This is a genomic window from Paracoccus sp. (in: a-proteobacteria), from assembly GCF_047973135.1.
Classification (GTDB): Bacteria; Pseudomonadota; Alphaproteobacteria; order Rhodobacterales; family Rhodobacteraceae; genus Paracoccus.
Genome location: NZ_JBKEBL010000324.1, coordinates 1 through 23,214, shown reverse-complemented (window position 1 = coordinate 23,214; position 23,214 = coordinate 1). Strand labels below are relative to the sequence as shown.

24 protein-coding genes, 1 tRNA gene and 1 pseudogene are annotated in these 23,214 nt (G+C 63.3%); 8 read left to right on the top strand and 18 right to left on the bottom strand.

Annotated features, from left to right (window positions below; all coding sequences use genetic code 11):
- Positions 1 to 101: 101 nt before the first annotated feature.
- On the bottom strand, positions 102 to 689 hold the full coding sequence (locus ACK5L9_RS23225) for a hypothetical protein (RefSeq protein WP_416913825.1): 588 nt from the start codon (positions 687 to 689) through the stop codon (positions 102 to 104).
- 233 nt (positions 690 to 922) lie between these two features.
- Here ACK5L9_RS23225 and recA point away from each other — a divergent pair, with 233 nt between their 5' ends.
- From recA to ACK5L9_RS23210, 3 genes are all read left to right on the top strand, one after another.
- Positions 923 to 1,993: a recombinase RecA gene (recA, locus tag ACK5L9_RS23220; protein ID WP_416913824.1), complete on the top strand. Its 1,071-nt coding sequence runs from the start codon at positions 923 to 925 to the stop codon at positions 1,991 to 1,993.
- A gap of 156 nt (positions 1,994 to 2,149) precedes the next feature.
- A complete protein-coding gene (gene alaS, locus ACK5L9_RS23215) occupies positions 2,150 to 4,807 on the top strand; it encodes an alanine--tRNA ligase (RefSeq protein ID WP_416913823.1) in 2,658 nt (885 codons plus the stop codon).
- Complete coding sequence (locus tag ACK5L9_RS23210) at positions 4,804 to 5,100, top strand: DUF1330 domain-containing protein (protein WP_416913822.1); 297 nt, start codon at positions 4,804 to 4,806, stop codon at positions 5,098 to 5,100. The genes alaS and ACK5L9_RS23210 overlap by 4 nt, the downstream gene beginning before the upstream one ends.
- Before the next feature lie 118 nt (positions 5,101 to 5,218).
- Here ACK5L9_RS23210 and ACK5L9_RS23205 read toward each other — a convergent pair whose 3' ends face one another.
- The 15 genes from ACK5L9_RS23205 to ACK5L9_RS23135 form a co-directional block, all read right to left on the bottom strand.
- Positions 5,219 to 5,668, bottom strand: coding sequence for a DUF4177 domain-containing protein (locus tag ACK5L9_RS23205; protein WP_416913821.1), 450 nt, complete (start codon positions 5,666 to 5,668; stop codon positions 5,219 to 5,221).
- Positions 5,669 to 5,751: 83 nt separating this feature from the next.
- Positions 5,752 to 6,696 (bottom strand): AEC family transporter, encoded by a 945-nt coding sequence (locus ACK5L9_RS23200; protein WP_416913820.1) that lies wholly within the window; start codon positions 6,694 to 6,696, stop codon positions 5,752 to 5,754.
- Positions 6,693 to 7,490 carry an MBL fold metallo-hydrolase gene (locus ACK5L9_RS23195; RefSeq protein ID WP_416913819.1) on the bottom strand — a complete coding sequence of 266 codons (798 nt, stop codon included), beginning with the start codon at positions 7,488 to 7,490 and terminating at the stop codon, positions 6,693 to 6,695. The genes ACK5L9_RS23200 and ACK5L9_RS23195 overlap by 4 nt, the downstream gene beginning before the upstream one ends.
- Positions 7,487 to 8,293 (bottom strand): TatD family hydrolase, encoded by an 807-nt coding sequence (locus tag ACK5L9_RS23190; RefSeq protein WP_416913818.1) that lies wholly within the window; start codon positions 8,291 to 8,293, stop codon positions 7,487 to 7,489. Before ACK5L9_RS23190 ends, ACK5L9_RS23195 begins: the two co-directional genes overlap by 4 nt.
- A gap of 3 nt (positions 8,294 to 8,296) precedes the next feature.
- A complete protein-coding gene (locus tag ACK5L9_RS23185; RefSeq protein WP_416913817.1) occupies positions 8,297 to 9,409 on the bottom strand; it encodes a DNA polymerase III subunit delta' in 1,113 nt (370 codons plus the stop codon).
- Positions 9,406 to 10,002, bottom strand: coding sequence for a dTMP kinase (gene tmk, locus ACK5L9_RS23180; protein ID WP_416913816.1), 597 nt, complete (start codon positions 10,000 to 10,002; stop codon positions 9,406 to 9,408). Before tmk ends, ACK5L9_RS23185 begins: the two co-directional genes overlap by 4 nt.
- Before the next feature lies 1 nt (position 10,003).
- The gene (locus tag ACK5L9_RS23175) at positions 10,004 to 11,149 is read right to left on the bottom strand and encodes a D-alanyl-D-alanine carboxypeptidase family protein (RefSeq protein WP_416913815.1); all 1,146 of its coding nucleotides are present in this window, start codon (positions 11,147 to 11,149) and stop codon (positions 10,004 to 10,006) included.
- 115 nt (positions 11,150 to 11,264) lie between these two features.
- Entirely contained in the window at positions 11,265 to 12,332 is a 1,068-nt protein-coding gene (locus ACK5L9_RS23170; RefSeq protein WP_416913814.1) for a 2'-deoxycytidine 5'-triphosphate deaminase, read from the bottom strand.
- A gap of 69 nt (positions 12,333 to 12,401) precedes the next feature.
- Positions 12,402 to 12,479 (bottom strand) — tRNA-Pro (locus tag ACK5L9_RS23165).
- Between the two features lie 78 nt (positions 12,480 to 12,557).
- Entirely contained in the window at positions 12,558 to 13,166 is a 609-nt protein-coding gene (locus tag ACK5L9_RS23160) for a MerR family transcriptional regulator (RefSeq protein WP_416913813.1), read from the bottom strand.
- A gap of 15 nt (positions 13,167 to 13,181) precedes the next feature.
- On the bottom strand, positions 13,182 to 13,484 hold the full coding sequence (gene ihfA / locus ACK5L9_RS23155) for an integration host factor subunit alpha (protein ID WP_265499222.1): 303 nt from the start codon (positions 13,482 to 13,484) through the stop codon (positions 13,182 to 13,184).
- Between the two features lie 145 nt (positions 13,485 to 13,629).
- Complete coding sequence (locus tag ACK5L9_RS23150; protein ID WP_416913812.1) at positions 13,630 to 14,604, bottom strand: beta-ketoacyl-ACP synthase III; 975 nt, start codon at positions 14,602 to 14,604, stop codon at positions 13,630 to 13,632.
- Positions 14,601 to 15,710, bottom strand: a complete 1,110-nt coding sequence (plsX, locus tag ACK5L9_RS23145; RefSeq protein WP_416913811.1) for a phosphate acyltransferase PlsX — start codon at positions 15,708 to 15,710, stop codon at positions 14,601 to 14,603. The genes ACK5L9_RS23150 and plsX overlap by 4 nt, the downstream gene beginning before the upstream one ends.
- 22 nt (positions 15,711 to 15,732) lie before the next feature.
- Positions 15,733 to 15,939 (bottom strand): 50S ribosomal protein L32, encoded by a 207-nt coding sequence (gene rpmF / locus ACK5L9_RS23140; protein WP_416913810.1) that lies wholly within the window; start codon positions 15,937 to 15,939, stop codon positions 15,733 to 15,735.
- Between the two features lie 206 nt (positions 15,940 to 16,145).
- Positions 16,146 to 16,673 carry a YceD family protein gene (locus tag ACK5L9_RS23135; protein ID WP_416913809.1) on the bottom strand — a complete coding sequence of 176 codons (528 nt, stop codon included), beginning with the start codon at positions 16,671 to 16,673 and terminating at the stop codon, positions 16,146 to 16,148.
- A 147-nt stretch (positions 16,674 to 16,820) separates the two neighbouring features.
- Here ACK5L9_RS23135 and ACK5L9_RS23130 point away from each other — a divergent pair, with 147 nt between their 5' ends.
- The 4 genes from ACK5L9_RS23130 (at position 16,821) to ACK5L9_RS23115 (ending at position 20,278) form a co-directional block, all read left to right on the top strand.
- A complete protein-coding gene (locus ACK5L9_RS23130) occupies positions 16,821 to 17,270 on the top strand; it encodes an outer membrane protein assembly factor BamE (RefSeq protein WP_416913808.1) in 450 nt (149 codons plus the stop codon).
- Complete coding sequence (locus ACK5L9_RS23125; RefSeq protein WP_416913807.1) at positions 17,267 to 18,001, top strand: hypothetical protein; 735 nt, start codon at positions 17,267 to 17,269, stop codon at positions 17,999 to 18,001. Before ACK5L9_RS23130 ends, ACK5L9_RS23125 begins: the two co-directional genes overlap by 4 nt.
- 48 nt (positions 18,002 to 18,049) lie before the next feature.
- Positions 18,050 to 18,742: a CDP-alcohol phosphatidyltransferase family protein gene (locus ACK5L9_RS23120; RefSeq protein ID WP_416913806.1), complete on the top strand. Its 693-nt coding sequence runs from the start codon at positions 18,050 to 18,052 to the stop codon at positions 18,740 to 18,742.
- 66 nt (positions 18,743 to 18,808) lie between these two features.
- A complete protein-coding gene (locus ACK5L9_RS23115) occupies positions 18,809 to 20,278 on the top strand; it encodes an ABC transporter substrate-binding protein (protein WP_416913805.1) in 1,470 nt (489 codons plus the stop codon).
- A 45-nt stretch (positions 20,279 to 20,323) separates the two neighbouring features.
- Here the strand turns inward: ACK5L9_RS23115 and ACK5L9_RS23110 are convergent, their stop codons facing one another.
- Together ACK5L9_RS23110 and ACK5L9_RS23105 are read right to left on the bottom strand one after the other, a co-directional pair.
- Entirely contained in the window at positions 20,324 to 21,868 is a 1,545-nt protein-coding gene (locus tag ACK5L9_RS23110; RefSeq protein WP_416913804.1) for an alanine/glycine:cation symporter family protein, read from the bottom strand.
- A 23-nt stretch (positions 21,869 to 21,891) separates the two neighbouring features.
- Entirely contained in the window at positions 21,892 to 22,326 is a 435-nt protein-coding gene (locus tag ACK5L9_RS23105) for a universal stress protein (protein ID WP_416913803.1), read from the bottom strand.
- 403 nt (positions 22,327 to 22,729) lie between these two features.
- Here ACK5L9_RS23105 and ACK5L9_RS23100 point away from each other — a divergent pair.
- Positions 22,730 to 23,214: pseudogene (locus tag ACK5L9_RS23100) on the top strand (2-isopropylmalate synthase); the annotation flags it as partial.

The following is a 23,214-nucleotide window of genomic DNA, read 5'->3' as shown; positions in this document are numbered from 1 at the left end:
TATTCTTGGCGAAACCCTTTACGCTGGTTGAACTGACGCAGACTGTGGCGCGGCAATTGATGACAGACAGCCTTCCACCGACGCTGCATTGAGGCGACGGGTCAGACAAGCGTTCGATACAGTGAGATGTCGTCGGCCATGGCCGCGCGCAGCCGGTGCTCGGCATCGGCGGTCAGGCTGACATCGACCGGCGGGGGCACGTTGATGCGGGGCAACTCGATCGCGCAGTCAAGCCGGTCTTCCAGAAAGCGAATGAAATCGTCGATCGCCTCATAGCGAAAGATGCGTTCGACCTGATTTCCGTCATGTTTCAGAAAATTCGTCTGGCTTTCGATCCCCAGGGTCTGCGGGCCATCGGGCTGGCCATATTGCTGCGCGAACCGCGCAAAGCTGACACCCTCCATCAGATGTTGTGCATCCTCGTGATCGTCGCGTAACCGGAACCGGTACCAGCTTTGCAACCAGTCAACGGGTTCCCGCATGAGGGCAACGGTTGTGAAGGCTTCGCCGGTCTGATCCAGCAACCAGGGGCCGACATGCCGGCGATAGGCGGCGATGTCGGTATGTTTCAGCGCGGCGGGGCGCTGGATCGACACGGATGCCAGCGATTCGAGTGCGACCTCGACTGCGGTGGAGCCGGCTTTGGGCGTCGCCAGAAAAACCAGCCTCTGTTTCCAGAAAATCAACATGTATTTGTCGCCTGGTGCTTCAGGTCCAGCAGGCATATCGATCTGAAAATCGGATGTAAACCGTTTGTTAAGCACTGAAATGCGACAATTTTATGGTGATTCTTCGGGGACGGGATCTTCTGGCTTGAAAAGCGGGCCAATCTGGCGCATTGATTGAGAACAAGAAGGGAACATTCTGTCAGTCGGGCAAGATTGCCCCCGCTGAGGGGCTGTGAAATAAGGATAAGGGCGACATGGCACAGGCGAGCATTTTCGACATGAACGACAAACGCAGCGTGGACAAACAGAAGGCGCTGGACAGCGCGTTGGCGCAGATCGAGCGGCAATTCGGCAAGGGCTCGATCATGAAACTGGGCAAGGACAGCCCGGTGGCCGAGATTGAGGCGACTTCGACCGGGTCACTGGGATTGGATATCGCATTGGGAATCGGTGGGTTGCCCAAGGGGCGGATCGTCGAAATCTATGGTCCGGAAAGCAGTGGCAAGACCACGCTGACGCTGCACGCGGTGGCCGAGGAACAGAAAAAGGGCGGGGTCTGCGCCTTTGTAGACGCCGAACACGCACTGGACCCGCAATATGCAAGAAAGCTGGGCGTCAATCTGGACGAATTGCTGATTTCGCAGCCCGATACCGGTGAACAGGCGCTTGAAATCGTGGATACGCTGGTACGCTCGGGTGCTGTGAGCATGGTGGTGGTCGATTCGGTCGCCGCCCTGACCCCGAAATCCGAGATCGAAGGCGATATGGGCGATGCACAGGTTGGTGCCCAGGCCCGTCTGATGAGCCAGGCGATGCGCAAGCTGACGGCCAGTATCGGGCGGTCGAACTGCATGGTGATCTTCATCAACCAGATTCGCATGAAGATCGGCGTGATGTTTGGCAACCCCGAGACAACTTCGGGCGGCAACGCGCTGAAATTCTATGCTTCGGTGCGTCTGGACATCCGCCGCACCGGCTCGATCAAGGACCGCGACGAGGTGATTGGCAACACCACGCGGGTGAAGGTCGTCAAGAACAAGGTTGCGCCGCCCTTCCGGCAGGTCGAATTCGACATCATGTATGGCGAGGGGATCAGCAAGGTGGGCGAACTGATCGATCTGGGCGTCAAGGCTGGCGTGGTCGAGAAATCGGGGGCGTGGTATTCCTATGGCGACGAACGCATTGGCCAGGGGCGCGAGAATGCCAAGCAATATCTGCGCGACAATGCCGATGTGGCCTATGCGATCGAGGACAAGATCCGCGCAAGTCATGGGTTGGAATTCGGCGAGGGCGAAGGCGACGATCAGGTATTGGGCGAGGATTGATGTCTGAAAGCTGGCGGATGCGGGTGACGGGTTTGCCGTCACCCGCATCCGTCCCGCGGCCGGGATTGCTGGACAGCCGCTCTGGCTGGGGATAGACCGGACGACAGCCCGGTTTTGGCCGGAAAGATGCGACCGCTTTTGCGATGAAGGTCCCCGATGCCCAGTCTGAACGACATTCGATCCACCTTTCTGAATTTCTTTGAAAGGAACGGCCACCGCGTGGTCGACAGCAGCCCGCTGGTCCCGCGCAACGATCCGACGCTGATGTTCGCCAATTCCGGCATGGTACAGTTCAAGAACCTGTTCACCGGAATCGAGACGCGCGATTACAACCGGGCGACGACGGCACAGAAATGCGTGCGGGCCGGTGGTAAACATAACGATCTGGACAATGTCGGCTATACGGCGCGGCACCATACCTTTTTCGAAATGCTGGGGAATTTCAGCTTTGGCGACTACTTCAAGGATCAGGCGATCCCCTATGCCTGGGACTTGCTGACCAAGGATTTCGGCATCTCGAAGGATAAGTTGCTGGTCACCGTTTATCATACCGATGACGAGGCGGCGAATATCTGGAAGAAGGTTGCGGGCCTTCCCGATGATCGGATCATCCGCATCCCCACCAGTGATAATTTCTGGCAGATGGGGCCGACCGGTCCCTGCGGTCCGTGCACCGAGATTTTCTATGATCATGGAGATCACATCTGGGGTGGCCCTCCGGGCAGTGCGGATGAGGATGGCGACAGGTTCATCGAGATCTGGAACCTGGTTTTCATGCAGAACGAACAGTTCGAAGACGGCTCGATGCGGGCACTGGACATGCAGTCCATCGATACCGGGATGGGGCTGGAACGGATTGGTGCGCTGCTGCAGGGCAAGCACGACAATTATGACACCGACCTGATGCGCAGCCTGATCGAGGCTAGCGCCCATGCGACCAGCAGCGATCCGGACGGGCCGGGCAAGGTGCATCATCGGGTCATCGCGGATCATCTGCGCTCGACCAGTTTTCTGATCGCGGACGGGGTGATGCCGTCGAATGAGGGGCGCGGCTATGTGCTGCGGCGAATCATGCGGCGGGCGATGCGGCATGCGCATATGCTGGGTGTGCAGGACCCGGTCATGCACCGGCTGGTTCCGGCACTGGTGCGGCAGATGGGTGCCGCTTATCCCGAACTGGGTCGTGCGCAGGCGATGATCGAGGAAACGCTGCGCAGCGAGGAAACACGGTTCCGCCAGGCTCTGGATCGTGGCCTGCGATTGCTGGACGATGAACTTGCGAAGTTGCCCGAGGGTGCCAATTTGTCCGGCGAGGCGGCGTTCCGGCTATATGATACCTATGGTTTTCCTCTGGATTTGACGCAGGATGCGCTGCGGGAAAAGGGGCGCGTCGTCGACACCGCCGGGTTCGACAGCGCCATGTCCGAACAGAAGGCCAAGGCGCGTGCGGCATGGGCCGGCAGCGGCGAAACCACAGATGCGGCGATCTGGTACGATTTGGCCGAAAAACATGGCGTGACCGAGTTTCTGGGCTATGACACCGAGCAGGCCGAGGGGCAAATCCTTGCGCTGGTCGCCGACGGGGCAGAGCGGGACGAGGCGAAAGAAGGTGACAAGGTTCAGATCGTGGTGAATCAGTCACCCTTCTATGCAGAGTCGGGCGGGCAAGTCGGCGATGGCGGTCTGATCCGGACCGAAACGGGGGCCGCGCGTGTCAGCGATACCAAGAAGGTGGCTGGCGTTTTCGTGCACGTGGCGGATGTCACGCTAGGGACCATCACGCGCGGGCAGGGTGCGCAATTGTCGGTGGATCACGACCGCCGGGGCACCATTCGCGCCAACCACTCGGCAACGCATCTGTTGCACGAGGCGTTGCGGCGCGCCTTGGGCGATCATGTCGCGCAGCGGGGCAGTCTGAACGCTCCGGACCGGCTGCGCTTTGATTTCAGCCATAATCACGCCGTCAGCGCCGAGGAAATGGCCACGGTCGAGGCCGAGGTGAATGGCTTTATTCGCCAGAACAGCCCGGTCGAGACCCGGATCATGACGCCCGATGACGCCCGCGCCATCGGTGCGCGTGCGCTGTTTGGCGAGAAATATGACGATGAGGTGCGGGTTGTGTCCATGGGTCGGCTGCCCGATTCGGGTAAGGGTGCGGACCGCGCGGCCTATTCGCTGGAACTGTGCGGCGGCACGCATGTCGCGCGCACAGGGGATATAGGTGCCTTTGCGCTGCTGGGTGACAGTGCCTCGGCCGCTGGTGTGCGGCGGATCGAGGCGCTGACCGGACAGGCGGCGCTGGATCATCTGCGCAATGTCGATCGGCAATTGGGCGAGATCGCGGGCATTCTCAAGGCGCAGGCGGGCGATGTCGTGAACAGGGTTCGCGCGCTGGCGGATGAGCGCAAGACATTGACCAATGAGGTTGCGCAGCTCAAGCGGCAACTGGCCATGGGCGGCGGCGGAGCCTCGGAAGCCAAGGAGATTGGCGGCGTCCAGTTCATTGGCCGCAAGGTGAATGGCGTCAGCGGCAAAGAGCTTGGCCCGCTGGTCGATGAGATGAAGGCACAGCTTGGCAGCGGTGCTGTGCTGGTTCTGGCCGAAGCCGACGGTAAGGCGACAGTGGCCGCCGGTGTGACGCCCGATCTGGTCGGGCGGCTGAGCGCGGTAACACTGGTTCAGACGGCGACGGCGGCACTGGGCGGCAAGGGCGGCGGTGGTCGTCCGGACCGTGCCCAGGGTGGCGCGCCCAGTCTTGCGGCGGCGGATGTCGCCATTGCCGAGGTCGAAAAACTGATCGGAGAAAGCGCATGACAGCCCTGTGGATCGCACATGTCCATGTGACCGATGCCGAGGCCTATGGCCGCTATGCCAAGGCGGCAGGCCCCGCAATCGCTGCGCATGGTGGCATGTTTCTGGCGCGCGGCGGGCGCTATCGGCAGTTGGAGGGGAATGACCGCGCGCGCAATGTGGTCGCCCGCTTTCCCAGCTTTGATGCCGCCGTGGCCTGCTATGAAAGCGCGGAATATCAGGCGGCGCTGGCCCATGCGAAGGACGCGTCAGAGCGCGATCTGGTGATCGTGGAAGAGGCGCCATCAGCGGAATAGGGCGAAATCTTTACCTTTTCGTGCGATCAGGATTGCGGAAAACACGACGAAGGAAAAGACCATGCCGCATTCGGCCGCCAATTGCGGGACACGCGTGATTACTGGTGGGTGTCGGTGCTCAATCCCGTTGCGGCGGCTCTTGCTGCCGCAGGCGCTGGACCAGGCCGGGGCGGCTGTCGTTTTGCGGCGTATCGGGTTTTGGTGCCTCTGGCAGAGGTTCCTCAGGTCGTGCTGCCTCTTGCCGGGGGATATCCGGTCGGGGTGGCGCGGGCGTGATGGCCGCAGGAGGTTCGGCGAGGACCGGGGTTTCAGTCGGGATATCGGCCTGTTTCGGCGACATTGCTTCGCGACGAAAGATCAACAGGTTGTGATAGACGGTACTGCGACCGGTCAGGCCGGTTCGTTCCTCGCTTGGCAGGACATCGGCGCGCAGATATTCCCAGCCAGCCGCCGCCATCCGGTTCAGCGAAGCGCTGAGCGCCAGGGCAAAGCGGTCGGTCGGGGTCTTGGCATCTTTCCCCTTTTCGCCGCGCTGGGGTGCGGGGATGGCGGTGTATTCATAGCCCATGGTGTGATCCCGAGAAGTGGTTGGCCTTTAAATAAAGCAGTTGGCGAAGCAAGGAAAGTACAGTGAAACCGCCCATACTGTCGTCAGGGCAAAATCGACAGCCACATCCAGATGGTCAGCACCGAGGCGGCCGTGGCCACCAGCACCGTCGAGGCCGCGACGCGGCGGGCGGCACCATAAATATTGGCGAAAAGATACGCGTTGACCCCGGCAGGCATTGCCGCTGTCATGACCGCCGACCGCATTCCCGCCGCGTCAAGTCCGCTGGCCTGCCCCAGCCCGAAGGTGATTGCGGGATGCAGCAGCAGCGAACACAGGCAACACATTGCAATGGTCGCCATGTCCCCCTCGGGGTGGTAACGGTAAAGGACGCCTCCAAGTCCGAACAGGGCGGCGGGCAGGGCTGCGCGCGACAGCATGTCCACGGCGGCCCAGAAACCTTCGGGCATGGTCAGTCCGGCCTGCAGCAGCATGTTCATGCCAAGCCCCGACAGCACGCCAATCACCAGCGGCGTGCGGAACACGCCGGACAATGCTTGCAGCGCCACGCGCCCGATGGACAGGCCTGCCCCGCGCGCGCGGGTAAACTCCATCACGGTGATGCCAAAAGTGTAAAGCAGCGGCGAATGCAGCGCGATGATGGCCCAGTTGCCATCCAGCGCGGCCGTGCCATAGGCACGCTCGGTGATCGGGATACCCAGAAGCAGGCTGTTCGAGAACAGGCACACAAAGCCGATGGCGACGCAATCCTCTGGTGCGCGCCGGAACAGGTATTTCGCCCCCGCCCAACCGGCGGTAAAGCTGGCCAGCGCGCCGATATAGAAGGGCAGCAACAGCATGGGACGAAATTCACTGCCCAGATTCAGCCGCGCCACCGAGGCGAACAACAGCGTCGGCACCGCGAAATTCTGGGCAAAGCCCATCAGCCCGTCCACGGCGCTCTCGGAAAACCAGCCACGCCAACTGACAAGATAGCCGAAACCGACGACCAGAAAGACCGGCAGGATGATGGTGAACAGCGCGCTCATACGGGGTGGCTCACCTCGATTACCATACCGTCGAAAGCGGGGACGACATGTTCAGGGGTCGCGGCCATGACCTGATCGTAATCCATGTCGATATGCATGTTGGTCACGACGCCATGCGGCGTTGCGGCGCGCGCCAGCCATTCCAGCGTTTGCGCCAGATGGGCGTGGCTGGGATGAGGCTCGTATCGCAAGGCATCGCAGATGAACACTTCGGCGCCATTTATCAGCGACCAGGCGGCGTCGGGGATGTCGGACACATCGGGCAGATAAACCAGCCCGCCGATGCGAAACCCCAACGACGTGATCTCGCCATGCCGGACGGTGAAGGGCGCAAAGGTCACGCGGCCGCCCGGACCATCGACGACCACCGGCCCGTCGATCAGGTGCAGGTCGCAGATGGGCGGGTAATAGCTGCCGGGAGGGGTCTGGAACACATAGCCAAAGCGATCGGTCAGCGCCTGTCCGGTCGGCTGATCCGCCCAGACCGGCATCTTGCGCCGGGCGTTATAGACAAGCTGGCGCAGGTCGTCGATGCCGTGGATATGGTCCGCATGGGGATGGGTATAGATCACCGCGTCTAGCGTGGCGATGCCCGCATCCAGAAGCTGCGGCACAAGATCGGGGCCGGTATCGATCAGCACCCGAGTCGTCCCGTCGGGGCCGTCGCGCTCGACCAGCAGCGAACAGCGGCGGCGGCGGTTCCTGGGGTTGGTCGGATCGCAGGCCCCCCAACGGTTGCCCAGTCTGGGCACCCCGCCCGATGAGCCGCAGCCAAGGATAGTCGCACGGATCACGCCGCGCCTCCGGCGGCCTTCCAGAACAGGCGGTCAAAATTATCCGATGTCTGGCGGGCGAAGGCCGCGTAATCCATGCCGAAAACCTCGGCCCCGACAAGGGCGGTCTTGGTCACATAGGCCGGTTCGTTGCGCTTGCCCCGATGAGGCGGCGGGGCCAGATAGGGGCTGTCGGTTTCCACAAGGATACGGTCCACAGGGGCGGCGGCAAAGATGTCTCGCAGTTCGGCGGATCGGGGAAAGGCGGCGATGCCCGACATGGACAGATAAAACCCCAGATCCAGCGCGGCGCGGGCCAGCGCCTCGGTCGAGCTGAAGCAATGCATCACGCAGGAATATTCGCCCGCGCTGTATTCTTCGGTCAGGATGCGGGCCATGTCGTCATCGGCGGCGCGGGCGTGGATGATCAGCGGCAGGCGCGTGCGGCGCGCGGCCTCGATATGGATGCGCAGGCTTTGCTGCTGTTTTTCGGCGCTTTCGGCGGTGTAATGATAATCGAGGCCGGTTTCGCCAATGCCGACCATCCGGGGATGTGCGGCGAAACCCACCAGTTGATCAACCGTCACCAGCGGCTGATCGGCCACGCTCATCGGATGAATCCCGACGGCGTAAAAGACCCCCGGATGCGTTTCGGCCAGTTCGCGGACCAGCGGCTCGCGGTGCAGCCTGGTGCAGATCGTGACCATGCGGGTCACGCCGGCGACACGGGCGCGGTCGATCAGTGCATCATGTTCGCCGTCGAAATCGGGGAAATCCAGATGGCAATGGCTGTCGACAATCGGCGGAGGGGCCGCTTGGGTCATGAATCATCTCTTGGCAGGCGAGGCGGATTGCGCCGGCGGCAGATGCGCCAGCTCGGTCAGCATATCCATCACAAGCGCGGCCGGGTCAAGGTTGACGGCCCTGCCGCTGCGCGCGCGGGCAGATAGACGCGCCTGCGCCCCGGCCCAGTCACGCGCGGCCCGGTCATCAGGGGACAGCCGGGCCATCAGCGCGCCTTCGCCCCGCGCCGCCTGCGGCAGGGGCGCGCCCATCAGGCCCGCCCGCGCGGTGCGGGTCAGGAAACGGTCCAGCAGTGTGATGGTCAGATCGAACGGGTCGCCATCGGCATTCGCGCGCCCCGCCGCGGCGTCGGATAGCTTTGCCGCGGCCAGGCGGTCCAGACGGGGCAGGGTGGCGAACAGATCGACGATTTGCTGATAGCGGGCCAGCCCGTCCTGACCGTTCAGGCGCAGCGCCTCGCCCACGGAACCGTCGGACAGAGCGGCCAGCGCCTCGACTGAGCCATCGGCGTCCAGACCGGCCAGCGCCTGCGTCATCAGTTGCGGACTCAGAGGGTTCAGCCGCAACGTCCGGCAGCGCGACCGGATCGTCGGCAACAGCCGCGCGGGCTGATGCGCGACCATCAGGATCAGCGCGTCTTTCGGCGGCTCTTCCAGCACTTTCAGCAGGGCATTGGCCGCAGGGGTGTTCAGCTCGTCAGCGGCGTCGATGATGGCGATGCGGCGGCTTCCGCCTGCGGCAGAAAGGTGAAAGAAGGACAGCAGCCTGCGGATTTCATCGACGGTGATTTCCGCGCGCAGGCGACCCGCCTTGTCGTCCCACGGGCGGCGGATCAGTTGCAGGCCGGGTTCGGCCAGCGCGGCAAGACGGCGCGCGACAGGCGCATCGCGGGGAACGGTCAGATCGTCGGTATCCGCGCCCGACAACAGCCAGCGGGCAATGGCCCAGGCCAGCGTCGCCTTGCCGACCCCGCGCGGGCCGGTCAGCAGCCAGGCATGATGCAGCCGCCCGCTGCGGGCGGCTTGGGTAAATTCGGCGATGGCGTGATCCTGACCGATCACGTGTGGGGTCATGCGCGGATGCGGCGCGCCGGGAACCCGGTCGGGTTCGGGAATATCGGCGGGATCGGTTTTCACAATGCGGCCCGGACGCGCGCGGCGACCGCGTCGGGGGGGCCGCTGCCGTCGATCAGGCGGACGCGGAACGGGTGTTCCTGCGCCAATGCGTGAAACCCGGAAGCCAGCTTTTCCTGAAAGCCAAGGCCAAGGCTTTCGAACCGGTCCTCGGACCCGCCGCGGGCATTGCCACGGGCCAGCGCGACAGCCGGATCAACCTCGATCACGAAAGTCGCCTGCGGCTCGGTCGCGATCATCAGGTCGTGCAGCCGGTCCACCATGTCACGCAGATCGCCGCGCGCTGCGCCCTGATAGACGCGGGTGGAATCGGCAAAGCGGTCGGTGATGACGGTTTTCCCGGCCTCAAGCGCGGGGCGGATGGTGCGTTCAAGGTGGTCGCGGCGGGCGGCGGTGAACAGCAGGCATTCGGTTTCCGCCGACCAGCGTTCGCCTGCACCCTCGACCAGCAGGCGGCGGATTTCCTCGGCTCCTGGGCTGCCACCCGGTTCGCGCGTCAGGACGACATCGCGCCCCTCGGCCCGCAGCGCGGTTGCCAGCAGGCGGGACTGCGTGGTTTTACCGCTGCCATCGATACCCTCGAAACTGATGAACATCCTACAATCCTACCGCCTCGCGCGCCTTGCTGCCAAGCCTCATGACCGCGCCTTTCAGGCGTCCCGCGAATCCGGCCTCGGGGACGTCTTGCGCGGCGAAAAGCGGCGTCATGGCCTCTTTGGTGCCGGGGACTGTCACGACCAGATTGCCGACATGGTCGCCCTGCCGGATCGGCGCGGGAATGGGCGAGTCAAAGACCGCCTCGACCTTGACCTGATCCTTGGCCCCCGCAGGAATCAGCACGTTGACGCCGTCTCTGGTGGTCAGTCCGACACTGGACCGGGTGCCAAGCCAGACCGGCGCTTCGACGACCTTTTCGCCTGCCGGAACAAGGGTTTCCATGGTGAACTGCCGGAAGGCCCAACTGACGATACGCTCGGCCTCTTCGGCGCGGGCAGTGTCCGAGGGCAGGCCGGTGATCACAAAGACGATCCGGCGGCCATCGCGCACGGCGGATCCGACAAGGCCATAGCCTGCCTCTTGCGTGTGGCCGGTTTTCAGCCCGTCCGCGCCGATCCCCAGCTTCAGCAGCGGGTTGCGGTTATGGCGGTTGGCCGGCGCGCGGTTGTCAAAGGGAAATTCGGTGATCGCGAAGTCTTTGTAAAGCTCGGGGAAATCGCGGATCAGATGCACGGCCAGCAGGCCCAGATCATGCGCGCTCATCCGGTGTTGCGGGTCGGGCCAGCCCGAGGCGTTCGCGAAATTCGATTGGGTCAGCCCCAGTTCCTTGCCCTTTTCAGTCATCTGCCGGGCAAAGGCCTGTTCGGTGCCCGACAGCCCCTCGGCGACAACGACGCAGGCGTCATTGCCCGACAGCACGATGATGCCCTTGATCAGTTCGTCCACGGTGGGGCGATCCTGTTCGTTCAGGAACATGGTCGAGCCCGCCATCTGCCGCGCCTTGGTCGAGACGGGCAGCCGCGTATCCATCTGTACGCGGCCTTCGTGCAGGGCCTCGAACAGCATATAGACGGTCATCAGCTTGGACATCGAGGCAGGCGGGATCGACTCGTCCGCGTTCTTTTCCATCAGCACGGTCGAGGTCGTGACGTCATAGACCCAGGCCGTCCGGGCGTTGGTGTCGAATGCATTGGCCGGGGCCGCCAGGGTCAGCACGGCGATCAGCCGGAACAAGAATGCACGCATAAGCTGTCCTTTGCCTGTTTGCCCGATGGTTACAGCAAGGCCGGGAATGCCGCAACGCAACTGCGGCGTTTCCGCGCGAATTTGAATGAAAACGGGGCGCTGATGCTGCCGATCCTCAGCGGAATTGCTTGGCCAGTTTCAGGCCCTGACCCTGATAATTGGACTTGATCCCCGCGCCATACAGGCGGTCGGGGCGCGCCGCCATACGCTCATAGACCAGCCGTCCGACAACCTGACCGTGTTCCAGCACAAAGGGCGCCTCGTGGCAGCGGACCTCAAGGACGCCGCGCGCGCCGGTTCCGGCCTCGCCGATGCCAAAGCCGGGGTCGAAGAAACCGGCGTAATGGACGCGAAACTCGCCGACCATGGCCAGATAGGGGGCCATTTCGGCGGCGAAATCGGCGGGGATGGCCACGGCTTCACGGCTGACAAGAATGTAGAATGCGCCGGGGTCGAGAATCAGGCGCCCGTCAGCGGTCCGCAATTCATCCCAGAAATCGCTGGCGGGGTATTCGCCGATGCGGTCCAGATCAATCACGCCGCTATGCGGGCGGGCGCGATAGCCGACCAGATCGCCGACATCGGGGCGCAGATCGACCGAAAAGCCCAGACCCTGATCGATCAGCGCGGGCCCGCCAACCAGAGGTTCGCGGGCGTTCAGGTCGCGCAGATCGGCATCAGACAGCACGGCCTGTCCCCGGCGCAGGCGCAACTGGTTCAGCCGCATGCCTGGGCGGACCAGAACGGAAAAGCTGCGCGGGCAGATTTCGGCGTAAAGCGGCCCGTCATAGCCTTCGGGCAGGCGGTCGAACTCGGTCCCGTCATCGGTCACAAGCCGGGTCAGCAGGTCCAGCCGCCCGGTCGAGGATTTGGCATTGGCCACGGCGGTCAACCCGGCGGGCAGGGCCACACGTTCCATCAGCGGGACCAGATAGACACAGCCGCGCTCCAGCACCGCGCCATGGGTCAGATCCATCTGATGCATGCGGAAATCGGGTAGCCGGTCGGCAACACGCTGGCCTTTGCCGGCCAGAAAGCTGGCGCGCAGACGATAGGCCGTGGTTCCAAGGCGCAGATCCAGACTGGCGGGCTGGATCTGTTCCGGGATGATCGCGGGATCCGCAGCGATGGTGCCCGAGGCGATCAGATCGCGGATTTCACTGTCAGGCAGGACGCCGTTCATGCCTTACCCCATGTCATGCGGCAGATATGAAAACGCCCACCCCTAGGATAGGGATGGGCGTTTTCAGAATGGTCGGGCCGGCGAGATTCGAACTCGCGGCCTTCCGCCCCCCAGACGGACGCGCTAACCAGGCTGCGCCACGGCCCGACGCGGGCCATATAGAGCGAAGCAGCCGGGCTGCACAAGGGCCGTAACGCGGAAATCTTCGTCAATTCCGGGATGGGGTCAGGAAATCTGCGCGATCAGGTCGCGCAGCCGCATCGCGCGCGTTCGCGCAGCGGATGGTACATGCCGCGTCCGGCGCAACGCCGCAGTCAGCCGCGCCATCCGTGCCGCCCAGCTTTCGTCGCCCGAGGGCGAATCGAGATCGGGGAAAAGCGGCAGTGGAGCATGGTCCTGCGCGGGGCTGCGACGTCGGCGATGGCGTGATCTTGGGGTGTGATCGGTCACTTCGGCCTCCTCGTCGGTCAGGGGGGCGTCGTCGGTTTCGGTCTCGTCATGCAGGGGATAGGCCGGATCCCCGGCAAGATCGGACAATTCCGAGCCCATCAGATCGCCCAGCCGCGCCGCCCCACGTTCCCGGAACGAATCGCCCCGGTCCCGTGCCAGCATTTTTTTCGCGCCGCGAATTGTCAGCCCATCATCGCGCAAGACCTCGCACAGGCCGGCGGCAAGCAAAACATCCTCGGGCCGGTAATAGCGGCGGCCATCGGGGCGTTTCATCGGGCGAAGCTGCGAGAATTGCGTTTCCCAATAGCGCAGCACATGCGGAGCCACGCCAATCAGTCTGGCGACTTCGCCGATGGACCGGAATGCGTATGCCTTTTTCCTCATCCCCCCGCGCGATCCTCAGCGCTTGTTACCGGCCGCGACACGGTCCTTCATCAGATGCGATGGACGGAAGGACAGAACGCGCCGGGGCGTGATCGGAACCTCTTCGCCGGTCTTCGGGTTGCGACCGATGCGTTCATTCTTGTCGCGAACGCTAAACGTGCCGAACGACGAAATCTTCACCTGTTCGCCACGTACCAGCGCGTCGGAAATATGTTCCAGAACAGATTCGACCAGTTGGGCAGATTCGTGGCGGGACAGGCCCACGTCACGAAACACCGCTTCAGCCAGATCCATACGGGTCAGCGTCTTGTCGCCCATGTTTGCCCCTTTTTATAATGACAGTACGATGGTTTGCTTTGAACGCCCTGTCAACTTGCCGCGCGGGGAAATCGTTCCTTACCCGTATCTTGTGCGACGAAATGCGCACATTCCGGCCAGTCACAGGTGCCCGCCCGGTAGGGGTTTACCAGCGCAGGATCACCGAACCCCAGCTTAGCCCGCCGCCGATCGCCTCGGTCACGACCAGATCGCCGGATTTCAGCCGACCAGCCGCATCCGCCACCGCCAGCGCAAGGGGGATCGAGGCGGCCGAGGTATTGCCGTGATCGGCCACGGTCAGCACGACTTTTTCCATGGGAACGCCCATTTTTTGCGCGGTTGCGGTGATGATCCGCTCATTCGCCTGATGCGGCACAAGCCAGTCCACATCCGCCGGGGTCAGCCCGGCCTTTTCAAGCGCGGCATGGGCGGTGCTGGCCAGCTTTTCCACCGCATGGCGAAAGACCAGATTGCCCTGCATGCGCAGATGGCCGGTCGTTCCGGTCGCGGACACGCCGCCATCGACATACAGTAATTCGCGGAATTTTCCGTCGCTGTGCAGGTCGCTGGCCAGAATGCCCCGGTCGTGATTCGCGCCGCTTCCCTCGCGCGCCTCAAGCACAACGGCACCCGCGCCGTCACCGAACAGCACGCAGGTGCTGCGGTCGGTCCAGTCCATGATGCGCGAAAATGTCTCGGCCCCGATCACCAGGATGCGGTCGGCCATCCCGGACCGGATCATCGCGTCGGCATTGGCCAGTGCAAAGACGAAGCCCGCGCAGACGGCCTGCATGTCAAAGGCAAAGCCGCGCGTCATGTCCAGTCCGGCCTGCACCATGGTGGCGACGGCGGGAAAGGTCAGGTCCGGGGTCGAGGTGGCCAGCACGATCCCGTCCAGATCAGAGGGGGTCAGTCCGGCGCGCTCAAGCGCGACCCGCGCGGCGCGGGTCGCCAGATCGCTGGTCGTCTGCCCCTCGGCGGCGAAATGCCTGCGCTCGATCCCCGAACGGGTGCGGATCCATTCGTCCGACGTTTCCAGCTTGTCTTCGAACCAGTCGTTTTCCACCACCCGCTCGGGCAGGTAATGGCCGGTTCCAACGATGACCGAGCGCCGGGTCATGACCGGACCTCGCCCGAGGCGGTGCCGCCCGGCAGGGTCGCGCTTTGGGCGACGCGCGCCGCCAGCCGTTCCTGAAAACCGGATTTGGCAAGCTGAAAGGCCAGCTTGATCGCCGCCGACACACCGGTCGCGTCGGCCGAGCCGTGCGACTTGATCACCGTCCCGTTCAGCCCAAGGAAAATGCCGCCATTCACGCGGCGCGGATCGATGCGTTTCTGCAAACGCTTCAGCGAGGTCATGGCAAGCAACGCGGCGAATTTTGACATGATGGAATTGGCGAAAGCATCCTTGAGAAAGTCACCCACCAGCTTGGCCGTGCCTTCACCGGTCTTCAAGGCAATGTTTCCGGTAAAGCCATCGGTGACAATCACATCCACGCGGGACGAGGGCAGATCGCCACCTTCGACAAAACCGACATAGCGGAAATGCCCCGAATCAGCGGCAGCGGCGGCAATCAGGTCATTGGCCTGCTTCAGCTCGGCCCTGCCTTTATGCTCTTCGGTGCCAACATTCAGCAGGCCAATGCGCGGATGTTCGATATCCAGCCCGTTGCGTGCATAGGATGCGCCCATCATCGCGAATTTCAGCAGATCTTCGGCGTCAGCGCGGATATCGGCCCCCACATCCAGCATGACATTGAAGCCGCCGGGATTGCGCGAGGGCCACAGGCAGGCAATGGCGGGGCGGTTCACGCCCGGCAGCTTGCGCAGGCGCAGCATCGACAGCGCCATCAGCGCACCGGTATTGCCGCAGCTCACGGCGGCAGCGGCATCGCCCGCCCGCACCGATTCAAGCGCGGCCCACATCGAGGTATCCCCGCCCTTGCGCAGGATTTGGCTGGGCTTGTCCTCCATGGTGACGGCACCGGGGGCGTGGCGGATTTCGCACCGGCCGGTCAGTTCCTTGCGGCGCGTGACCAGCGGGCGCAGCTTTGCCTCGTCGCCATGAACGATGAACCCGATTTCGGGGTTCTTGCCGGCACTGTGCGCCATTCCGGCCACCACGACCGAGGGGCCACGATCCCCTCCCATCGCGTCAATCGAAATCACCACGCTGCCCCGGCTTTCGGGGGCGCGCGTTGTCTGGCTGGTCAATGTGGCGGTCATCGACAGGCGTAACCGGCCCGGATCAGGCTGCGTCGTCGTCGAGTTCGATGTCGTTCGCCTGCGCGATCACTTCGCGGTCGGCATAATGACCACAGGACGGGCAGACGTGATGCGGGCGCTTCAGTTCGCCACAATTCGGGCATTCGTTCGGGTTCCCGGCGACCAGGGCATCATGCGCGCGGCGCATGTTGCGCTTGGAGCGGGTTACGCGGTTCTGAGGGACGGCCATGTCACAACCTCGGTGTTCTGGGTGCTGTGCCCGACCGGGCGGCGCACCATCGTTTGAATACGTAAATGAACCGCGCAGATACGCCATGACGAACGCGCCCGCAAGCCCTTGCAGGTCCGGCCGCCGGGAATTTCCGCCGCCACGCGGCCTTTCGGCGGCGCAACAAACCGGAAATCATGCCCAATCACACTGATCGGGGCGGTCTGTCAGGAATCGCGGCCTTTCAGCATCTTGTCCAGCCCGGCAAAGGGGCGGCGCGTGTCGGATGGCGGCAACCGGTCCCGCGCGTCCGCCGGGATCTGCGCCCCGTCGGCGCGGGGATATTCGGGCAGGGCCAGCGTCAGTTCCTCGATCATTGCTGCGGACAGGTCGATGAACTGTCCCAGCGGCTCGATGGTTTCATCGGGCATCTCGACCTCGTCGCCCTCGGGCGTGGCGAAGTCCGGCGAATAGAGGCGTGTCACCTGTTCGTCCAGATCGCTGCCAACCGCAGCCAGCGTGATCACACAGGGCTGCACCACCCGTGCGCGCAGATGCCCGCTCAGCCGCCAGCCATCGCGCCCCTCGGCCCGGATCTCGCCCTGAAATTCCAGTCGGGGCAGATCGGTCAGCCCCAGCCCCCCGGCGATGGTGGCGCGGGCATTGGCGTCGGGTCGAAGCAGAAAGGGCGTCGGCGCGTTGGGGTTCAGATGCGCGACGCGCAGGCGCTGCATTTGTGTCTGGGACGCTGTCATGCGATGGTGCCTCCGGCGATCATGCGGCTTTCATGTCAGTGCCGGGCGGCGCAAACCCGTCAGCCGATTGATATTCTTGAGCGCCGTGAGCGAGTTTGCTAAGCGGGTCGGGTCGCGTCAACAGCCCGATCAGAGGGATAACGATCCATGGCCGTCATCCGGCAGATTTTCATCCTGGCCTTCGTGGCCATCTTCGGGCTTGCCGCCTGTGCTCCGATATACCGCAATCACGGCTATGTCCCGCCCGAAATCGACCTTCAGCAGGTGGTCGTCGGCGAAACCACCATGGATGCGCTGCCCGCGCTGATCGGGCGGCCGTCGGCGCAGGGTTTGCTGACCGGATCGGCCTGGTACTATGTCGGCTCGCGCTGGCGCTATTACGGGGCCAGGCCCCCGCAGGAAGAACAGCGCCAGGTCGTTGCCATCACCTTCACGGATGGCGGCGTGGTCAGCAATGTCGAACGTTTCGGGCATGAACGGGGCCGCATCGTGACCCTGTCGCGCCGTGTCACCGACATGAACATCACGCAGATTTCGCTGATTCGGCAGTTGATGGGCAATCTTGGCAATTTCCAGGCCGGCGATCTGATCGAATGACGGCGGGTGTGCCGGTGACTGCGCTGGACAACCTTGCCGCAACACCCTTTCATGCGGCGGATGCGCCTCAGCGGGCGCGGATGCTGTCGCGGCTGGCCGATACCGAACTGGCGGTGGCGCTGATCCGCGAACCCGCCGATGACCGTGTCGAACTGCGGATGTTTCCATTCGATCAGGCGCAGGTCGCGCTGGCCTGTGATACCGAGGACCGGCTGGCAGGTTTTCTTGGCGGGCCGGTGGCCTATGCGGCAATGCCGGGCCGGGTTCTGGCGCGGCTTTTGCGCGACGCGGGGGCGGGGCTGCTGGTCAATCCGGGCCATGCCTCGGAAATGCTGCTGGACGCAGCCGCGCTGGATTGGCTGACGGGGGCGCTGTCGGGCACGCCGCAGGCGGATGAGGCGCGGTTGCGCCTGACCGCCCCGGCCCCGGCGGTGGTCGCGGCGCTGGCCGATGCGTTGGCCGGGCGGTTGTCCGATATGCGGGGGCTGATCTCGGGTGCGGCGCTGCTGGGCCTGCGGGACGGCGGTGGCCATCTGCTGCTGATCGCCGGGGCCGAGCCCGCACGGCACGCCGCAATCGCCAAGGCACTGGCCGAGACGCTGGCTTTCCTGCCGCCCCAGCCGGGCGGGGTGGATGTCAGCTTTGCCGATGTGCCGGTGCCGCAAGGGGCGTTGCGGTTCGACCTGACCCCGCCGCCTTCGCGCCCCAAGGGGCCGCCGATCCTGCGCTGAGTGCTTTGCGTTGTTGCGCGGCTGTCATCAAACTGACAGAAGGTGCAGATGCAAGTTCGATACAAAGCCCTGTCCGTTCACCTGCTGACCGCCTCGGGCGCGGTCCTGTCCATGCTGGCGATGCTGGCAGCCGTGCAGGCGGAATGGTCGCTGATGTTCCTGTGGCTGGTCGTGGCCCTTGTCGTCGATGGCATCGACGGACCGCTGGCGCGGCGCTATCTGGTCAAGGAAGTCTGGCCAACCTATGATGGTGTGCTGATGGATCTGATCATTGATTATCTGACCTATGTGTTCATCCCCGCATTCGCGCTGTTCCAGTCGGGCCTGCTGTCGGGCTGGACGGGCTGGTTCGCGATCATTGTCATTGTCTATGGCAGCGTGCTGTATTTCGCGGACACGCGGATGAAGACCACCGACAATTCCTTTGCGGGATTTCCCGGTTGCTGGAATATGGTCGTGTTGGTTCTGTTCGCGGTCAAGCCGCATTGGTCGGTGATTTTGGCCGTGGTCGTCGTGCTGACCTATACGATGTTCACAAATATCAAGTTCATTCATCCTGTCCGCACCGAACGCTGGCGCGCGGTTTCCCTGCCGGTGGCGATGCTTTGGGTGCTGTTCGCCGGCTGGGCGGCATGGGTCGATTTCCATCCGCAAAGCTGGGCGAACTGGGGGCTGGTGCTGTGCTCGGCCTGGCTGCTGCTGGCGGGGGCGGCGCAGCAGGTCTTGCCGGGACGCGCGTGACGCCAGCGCTTGTCTGTCGGCGCGTTCCGGCCGATGATCGGCGCAGCCAACCCGTCAGGAGGGAATATGCTGGATTATCTGAAGTCTTCGGTTGTGGCGCTGGCGTTGCTGACCGGGACGGCGGCGGCGCAGGACGCCGTGACGCTGGGGATGGTGCTGGAGCCTCCGAATCTCGACCCGACGGGCGGCGCGGCCTCGGCCATTGACGAGGTGGTTTATGCCAACCTGTTCGAGGGGCTGACCCGATTCGGCCCCGATGGCAGCATTCGCCCCGCGTTGGCCGCTGGCTGGGATGTGCAGGATCAGGGGCGGGTTTATGTCTTTCATCTGCATGAGAACGTGACTTTCCATGACGGCAGCGCCTTCGATGCGACCGATGTGCTGTTCTCGCTGGACCGCGCCCGCGCGCCCGATTCGACCAACGCCCAGAAGGTGCTGTTCGAGAATATCGCCGCGGTCGAGGCGGTCGATCCGCTGACCGTCAGGGTTACGCTGAAGCAGCCGGACGGGAATTTCCCCTTCAAGATGGCCTGGGGCGACGCGGTGATGGTGGATGAGGCCAGTATAGCCGATATTGCCACGCATCCGGTCGGCACCGGTCCGTTCAAATTCGAAAATTGGGTGCAGGGCGACCGGGTGGTCCTGACCGCCTGGGACGGATATTGGGGCGACAAACCAGCGCTGAAAACCGCGACCTTCCGTTTCATCTCTGATCCGACAGCGGCCTTTGCGGCGGTGATGGCCGGGGATGTGGACGCATTCCCCAATTTTCCCGCGCCCGAGACCCTGTTCCAGTTCGAGACCGATCCCCGTTTCAGGATCATGATTGGTACATCCGAGGGCGAGACGATCATGGCCATGAACAACGCGCGCCCGCCGCTTGACAATGTCAAGGTCCGCGAGGCGATTGCCCATGCGATCAAGCGCCAGGATGTGATCGACGGCGCGATGTTCGGCTATGGCACACCTATCGGCAGCCATTTTGCGCCGCACCATCCCGATTACGTCGATCTGACCGCGAAATCGGACTATGATCCCGAACTGTCGAAAAAGCTGCTGGCCGAATCCGGGACCGGGCCGGTCAGCCTGCGGCTGGCGTTGCCCCCGCCCTCTTACGCCCGCCGCTCGGGCGAGATCATTGCCGCGCAACTGCGCGCCGTGGGGATAGAGACGCAGATCAGCAATGTCGAATGGGCGCAGTGGCTGGAAACGGTGTTCAAGGGCGGCGATTTCGACCTGACCATCATCAGCCATACCGAGCCGCTGGACATCGATATTTATGCGCGGCCCGACTATTACTTTCACTACGCCAAGCCGGATTTTCAGGCGCTGATGGACAGGCTGAACGGCACGGTCGATCCCGCAGGGCGCAGCGACCTGTATCGTCAGGCGCAGGACATGATCGCCGGTGATTTCGTCAATGTGTTCCTGTTCCAGCTTGCCAGAACCGGCGTGGCTAATGCCCGGCTTGAGGGGCTTTGGGACAATGCACCAACGCAGGCCAATGACCTGACGGCGGTTCGCTGGAGGCAGTGAAGGGCGGCGGGGCCGGGCAGCGACGCCCGGCCCCGCCGTGACTGGTCAGACGAATTTCCGGATCTCACCCGAACGCAGCCGCGCCAGATAGCTGTGCAATTCCCGCTTGACGATGGGCATCAGGAAATACAGGGCAAAGATATTGACGATCCCCATCGAAAAGATCGCCGCATCCGAAAACTCGATGACCGGGCCAAGATCGGCGGCGGCACCGATCACCACGAAGATGCAGAACATGATCTTGAAGGTCAGTTCCTTGGTATAGCCCTCGCCGAACAGGAAGGTCCATGCCTTCACGCCGTAATAGCTCCATGAAATCATGGTCGAAAAGGCGAACAGGATCACCGCCAGGGCCAGCACATAGCGGAACCAGCCAAAGACGCTGCTGAACGCGGCCGAGGTCAGCGCCACGCCCGAACTGCCATCGACGGTCCGGATCGCGTTGCCCGCATCGTTCAGGACCAGCAGCCCGGTCTCGGGGTCGGTCATCAACTGGCCGGTGATGATGATCACCAGCGCGGTCATGGTGCAGATGACCACCGTGTCGATGAATGGCTCCAGCAGCGAGACGAACCCCTCGGTGATCGGTTCCTTGGTGCGCACCGCCGAATGGGCAATGGCGGCCGAACCGACGCCCGCCTCGTTCGAAAAGGCGGCGCGGCGGAACCCCTGGATCAGCGCGCCGACCATGCCGCCGGCGATGCCAAGCCCGGTGAACGCGCCCGCGAAGATCTGGCCGAATGCGGTGCCGATATGGTTGAAGTTCATCAGGATGATGACCAGCGCAGTGCCGACATACAGCACGCCCATGAAGGGCACGATCTTTTCGGTCACGCGGGCGATGGATTTCACCCCGCCAACGATCACCACAAAGACCACGGCGGCAAAGATCACGCCGGTGATCCAGCCCGGATACTGGCCCATGACATTGGTGATCTGGGCATGAGCCTGATTCGACTGGAACATGTTCCCGCCCCCAAGCGAGCCGAGGATGCAAAAGACCGAGAACAGAATCGCAAGGTACTTGCCGCCGGGCAGGTTACGCTCGGCAAAGCCCTTGGTCATGTAATACATCGGACCGCCCGACACGGTGCCGTCCTCGTATTCGTTGCGGTATTTCACGCCCAATGTGCATTCGGTAAACTTGGACGCCATTCCCAGAAGGCCCGCAAGGATCATCCAGAAGGTCGCGCCCGGTCCGCCGATGCCGACGGCGACGGCAACCCCCGCGATATTGCCAAGGCCGACCGTGCCTGACAGTGCCGTGGCCAGCGCCTGAAAATGGCTGACCTCGCCCGCGTCGTCGGGATCGGAATAGTCGCCCCTGACCAGCGCGATGGAATGCGGGAAGGCCCGGAACTGGATAAAGCCGAAATAGATCGAAAAGACGGTTGCGGCCGTGACCAGCCAGCCGACGATCCAGGGAAAGCTGGTGCCCGGAAAATACGAGAAGATGAACCCGACATATGGGCCGGTCACGGTGACGAACGCGTCGTTCACTGCGGCATCAAGCCCCTGAGCCATCGCGGACGAGGCGGAAAGCCCGGCCAGGAATACGGCAGAAGCCGCTGTTTTTGCGGTATTCTTCATGATTGCGTCTCCTGTTTCGAGGTTCAGGGCACGATTGTCACCGGCACCGGCGCGACCTGCGCCAGACTGCCTGCAACCGAACCGAAGATGCGTGCGGACAGACCCGATTGACCCATCCGTCCGATAAAGATCAGCTCGGCGCCCTCTTCTTCGGTGATGCGGCAGATCGTGTCGGCGATATGGCCGTATTTCATCACCGAGGTGACGGCGACGCCTGCGGCATGAACGGCCTTGACGACCGGGGCAATGATTGCCTGTTCGGCGCGGTCCAGTTCCTCTTGTCTGCGTCGATGCCGTTCCTCAAGCTCATCGGGTGTCAGAAAGCTGTATGGGGACCATTCGAGGACATGGGCGATGACGATGCTGTCTCCCATGGCCTTGGCCCGACTGATGGCGAAATCCAGCGCGCGGCGCGATGCTTCGCTGCCGTCGAAGCCGACGACGATCTTGCGTGACATGTTACCCCCTTGTGATTTTTGCTCTTCCTCCTTGGCAGTGATTAAATGATAGGCATGGGTCGGGGCTTACGGCCAGAAAAATGTGACAAATCCGCGACAGGGCCGCGCCGGAACCGGGTCTTGCCCGGTGTTTCGGCGCTGTGCCGGGCGTGCCGGCAGGCCGAGCCGGCGGGCGGGACGATTTTTCCTCTTTTCAAGCCGGATCGCGGACGGCATAGTCCGGTCCATGACCCGGATGCGACACATCGCCACTGCCTCGACCGCGCCTTTTGGCGCGTGCATGGCCGTGCAACTCCGGGGACTGCTGCTTCTTACGCTGCGCTGAGCGGGTCTTTCGGGCCGCCGCTCAGTCAGGTCAGTGCCCGATGCAACCCCGACATATCCGCGTAAGAAAGACAGACCCATGAGCGACAAGAACCGCGTCTATATCTTTGACACCACCCTGCGCGACGGCGAACAATCGCCCGGTGCGACCATGTCCCATTCCGAAAAGTTGGAAATAGCCTCCATGCTGGACGAGATGGGCGTGGACATCATCGAGGCGGGCTTTCCCATCGCGTCCGAGGGCGATTTCGCCGCCGTGTCAGAAATCGCCAAACGCGCGCAGAACAGCGTGATCTGCGGGCTGGCCCGCGCGCAATTCCCCGATATCGACCGCTGCTGGGAGGCGGTAAAACACGCCCGCCGTCCGCGCATTCATACCTTCATCGGCACCTCGCCCCTGCATCGCGCCATTCCCAATCTGGACATGGACCAGATGGCCGAGCGGATCGAACAGACCGTGACCCATGCCCGCAACCTGTGCGACAATGTGCAATGGTCGCCCATGGATGCCACACGGACCGAACATGATTACCTGTGCCGGGTGGTCGAGATCGCGATCAAATG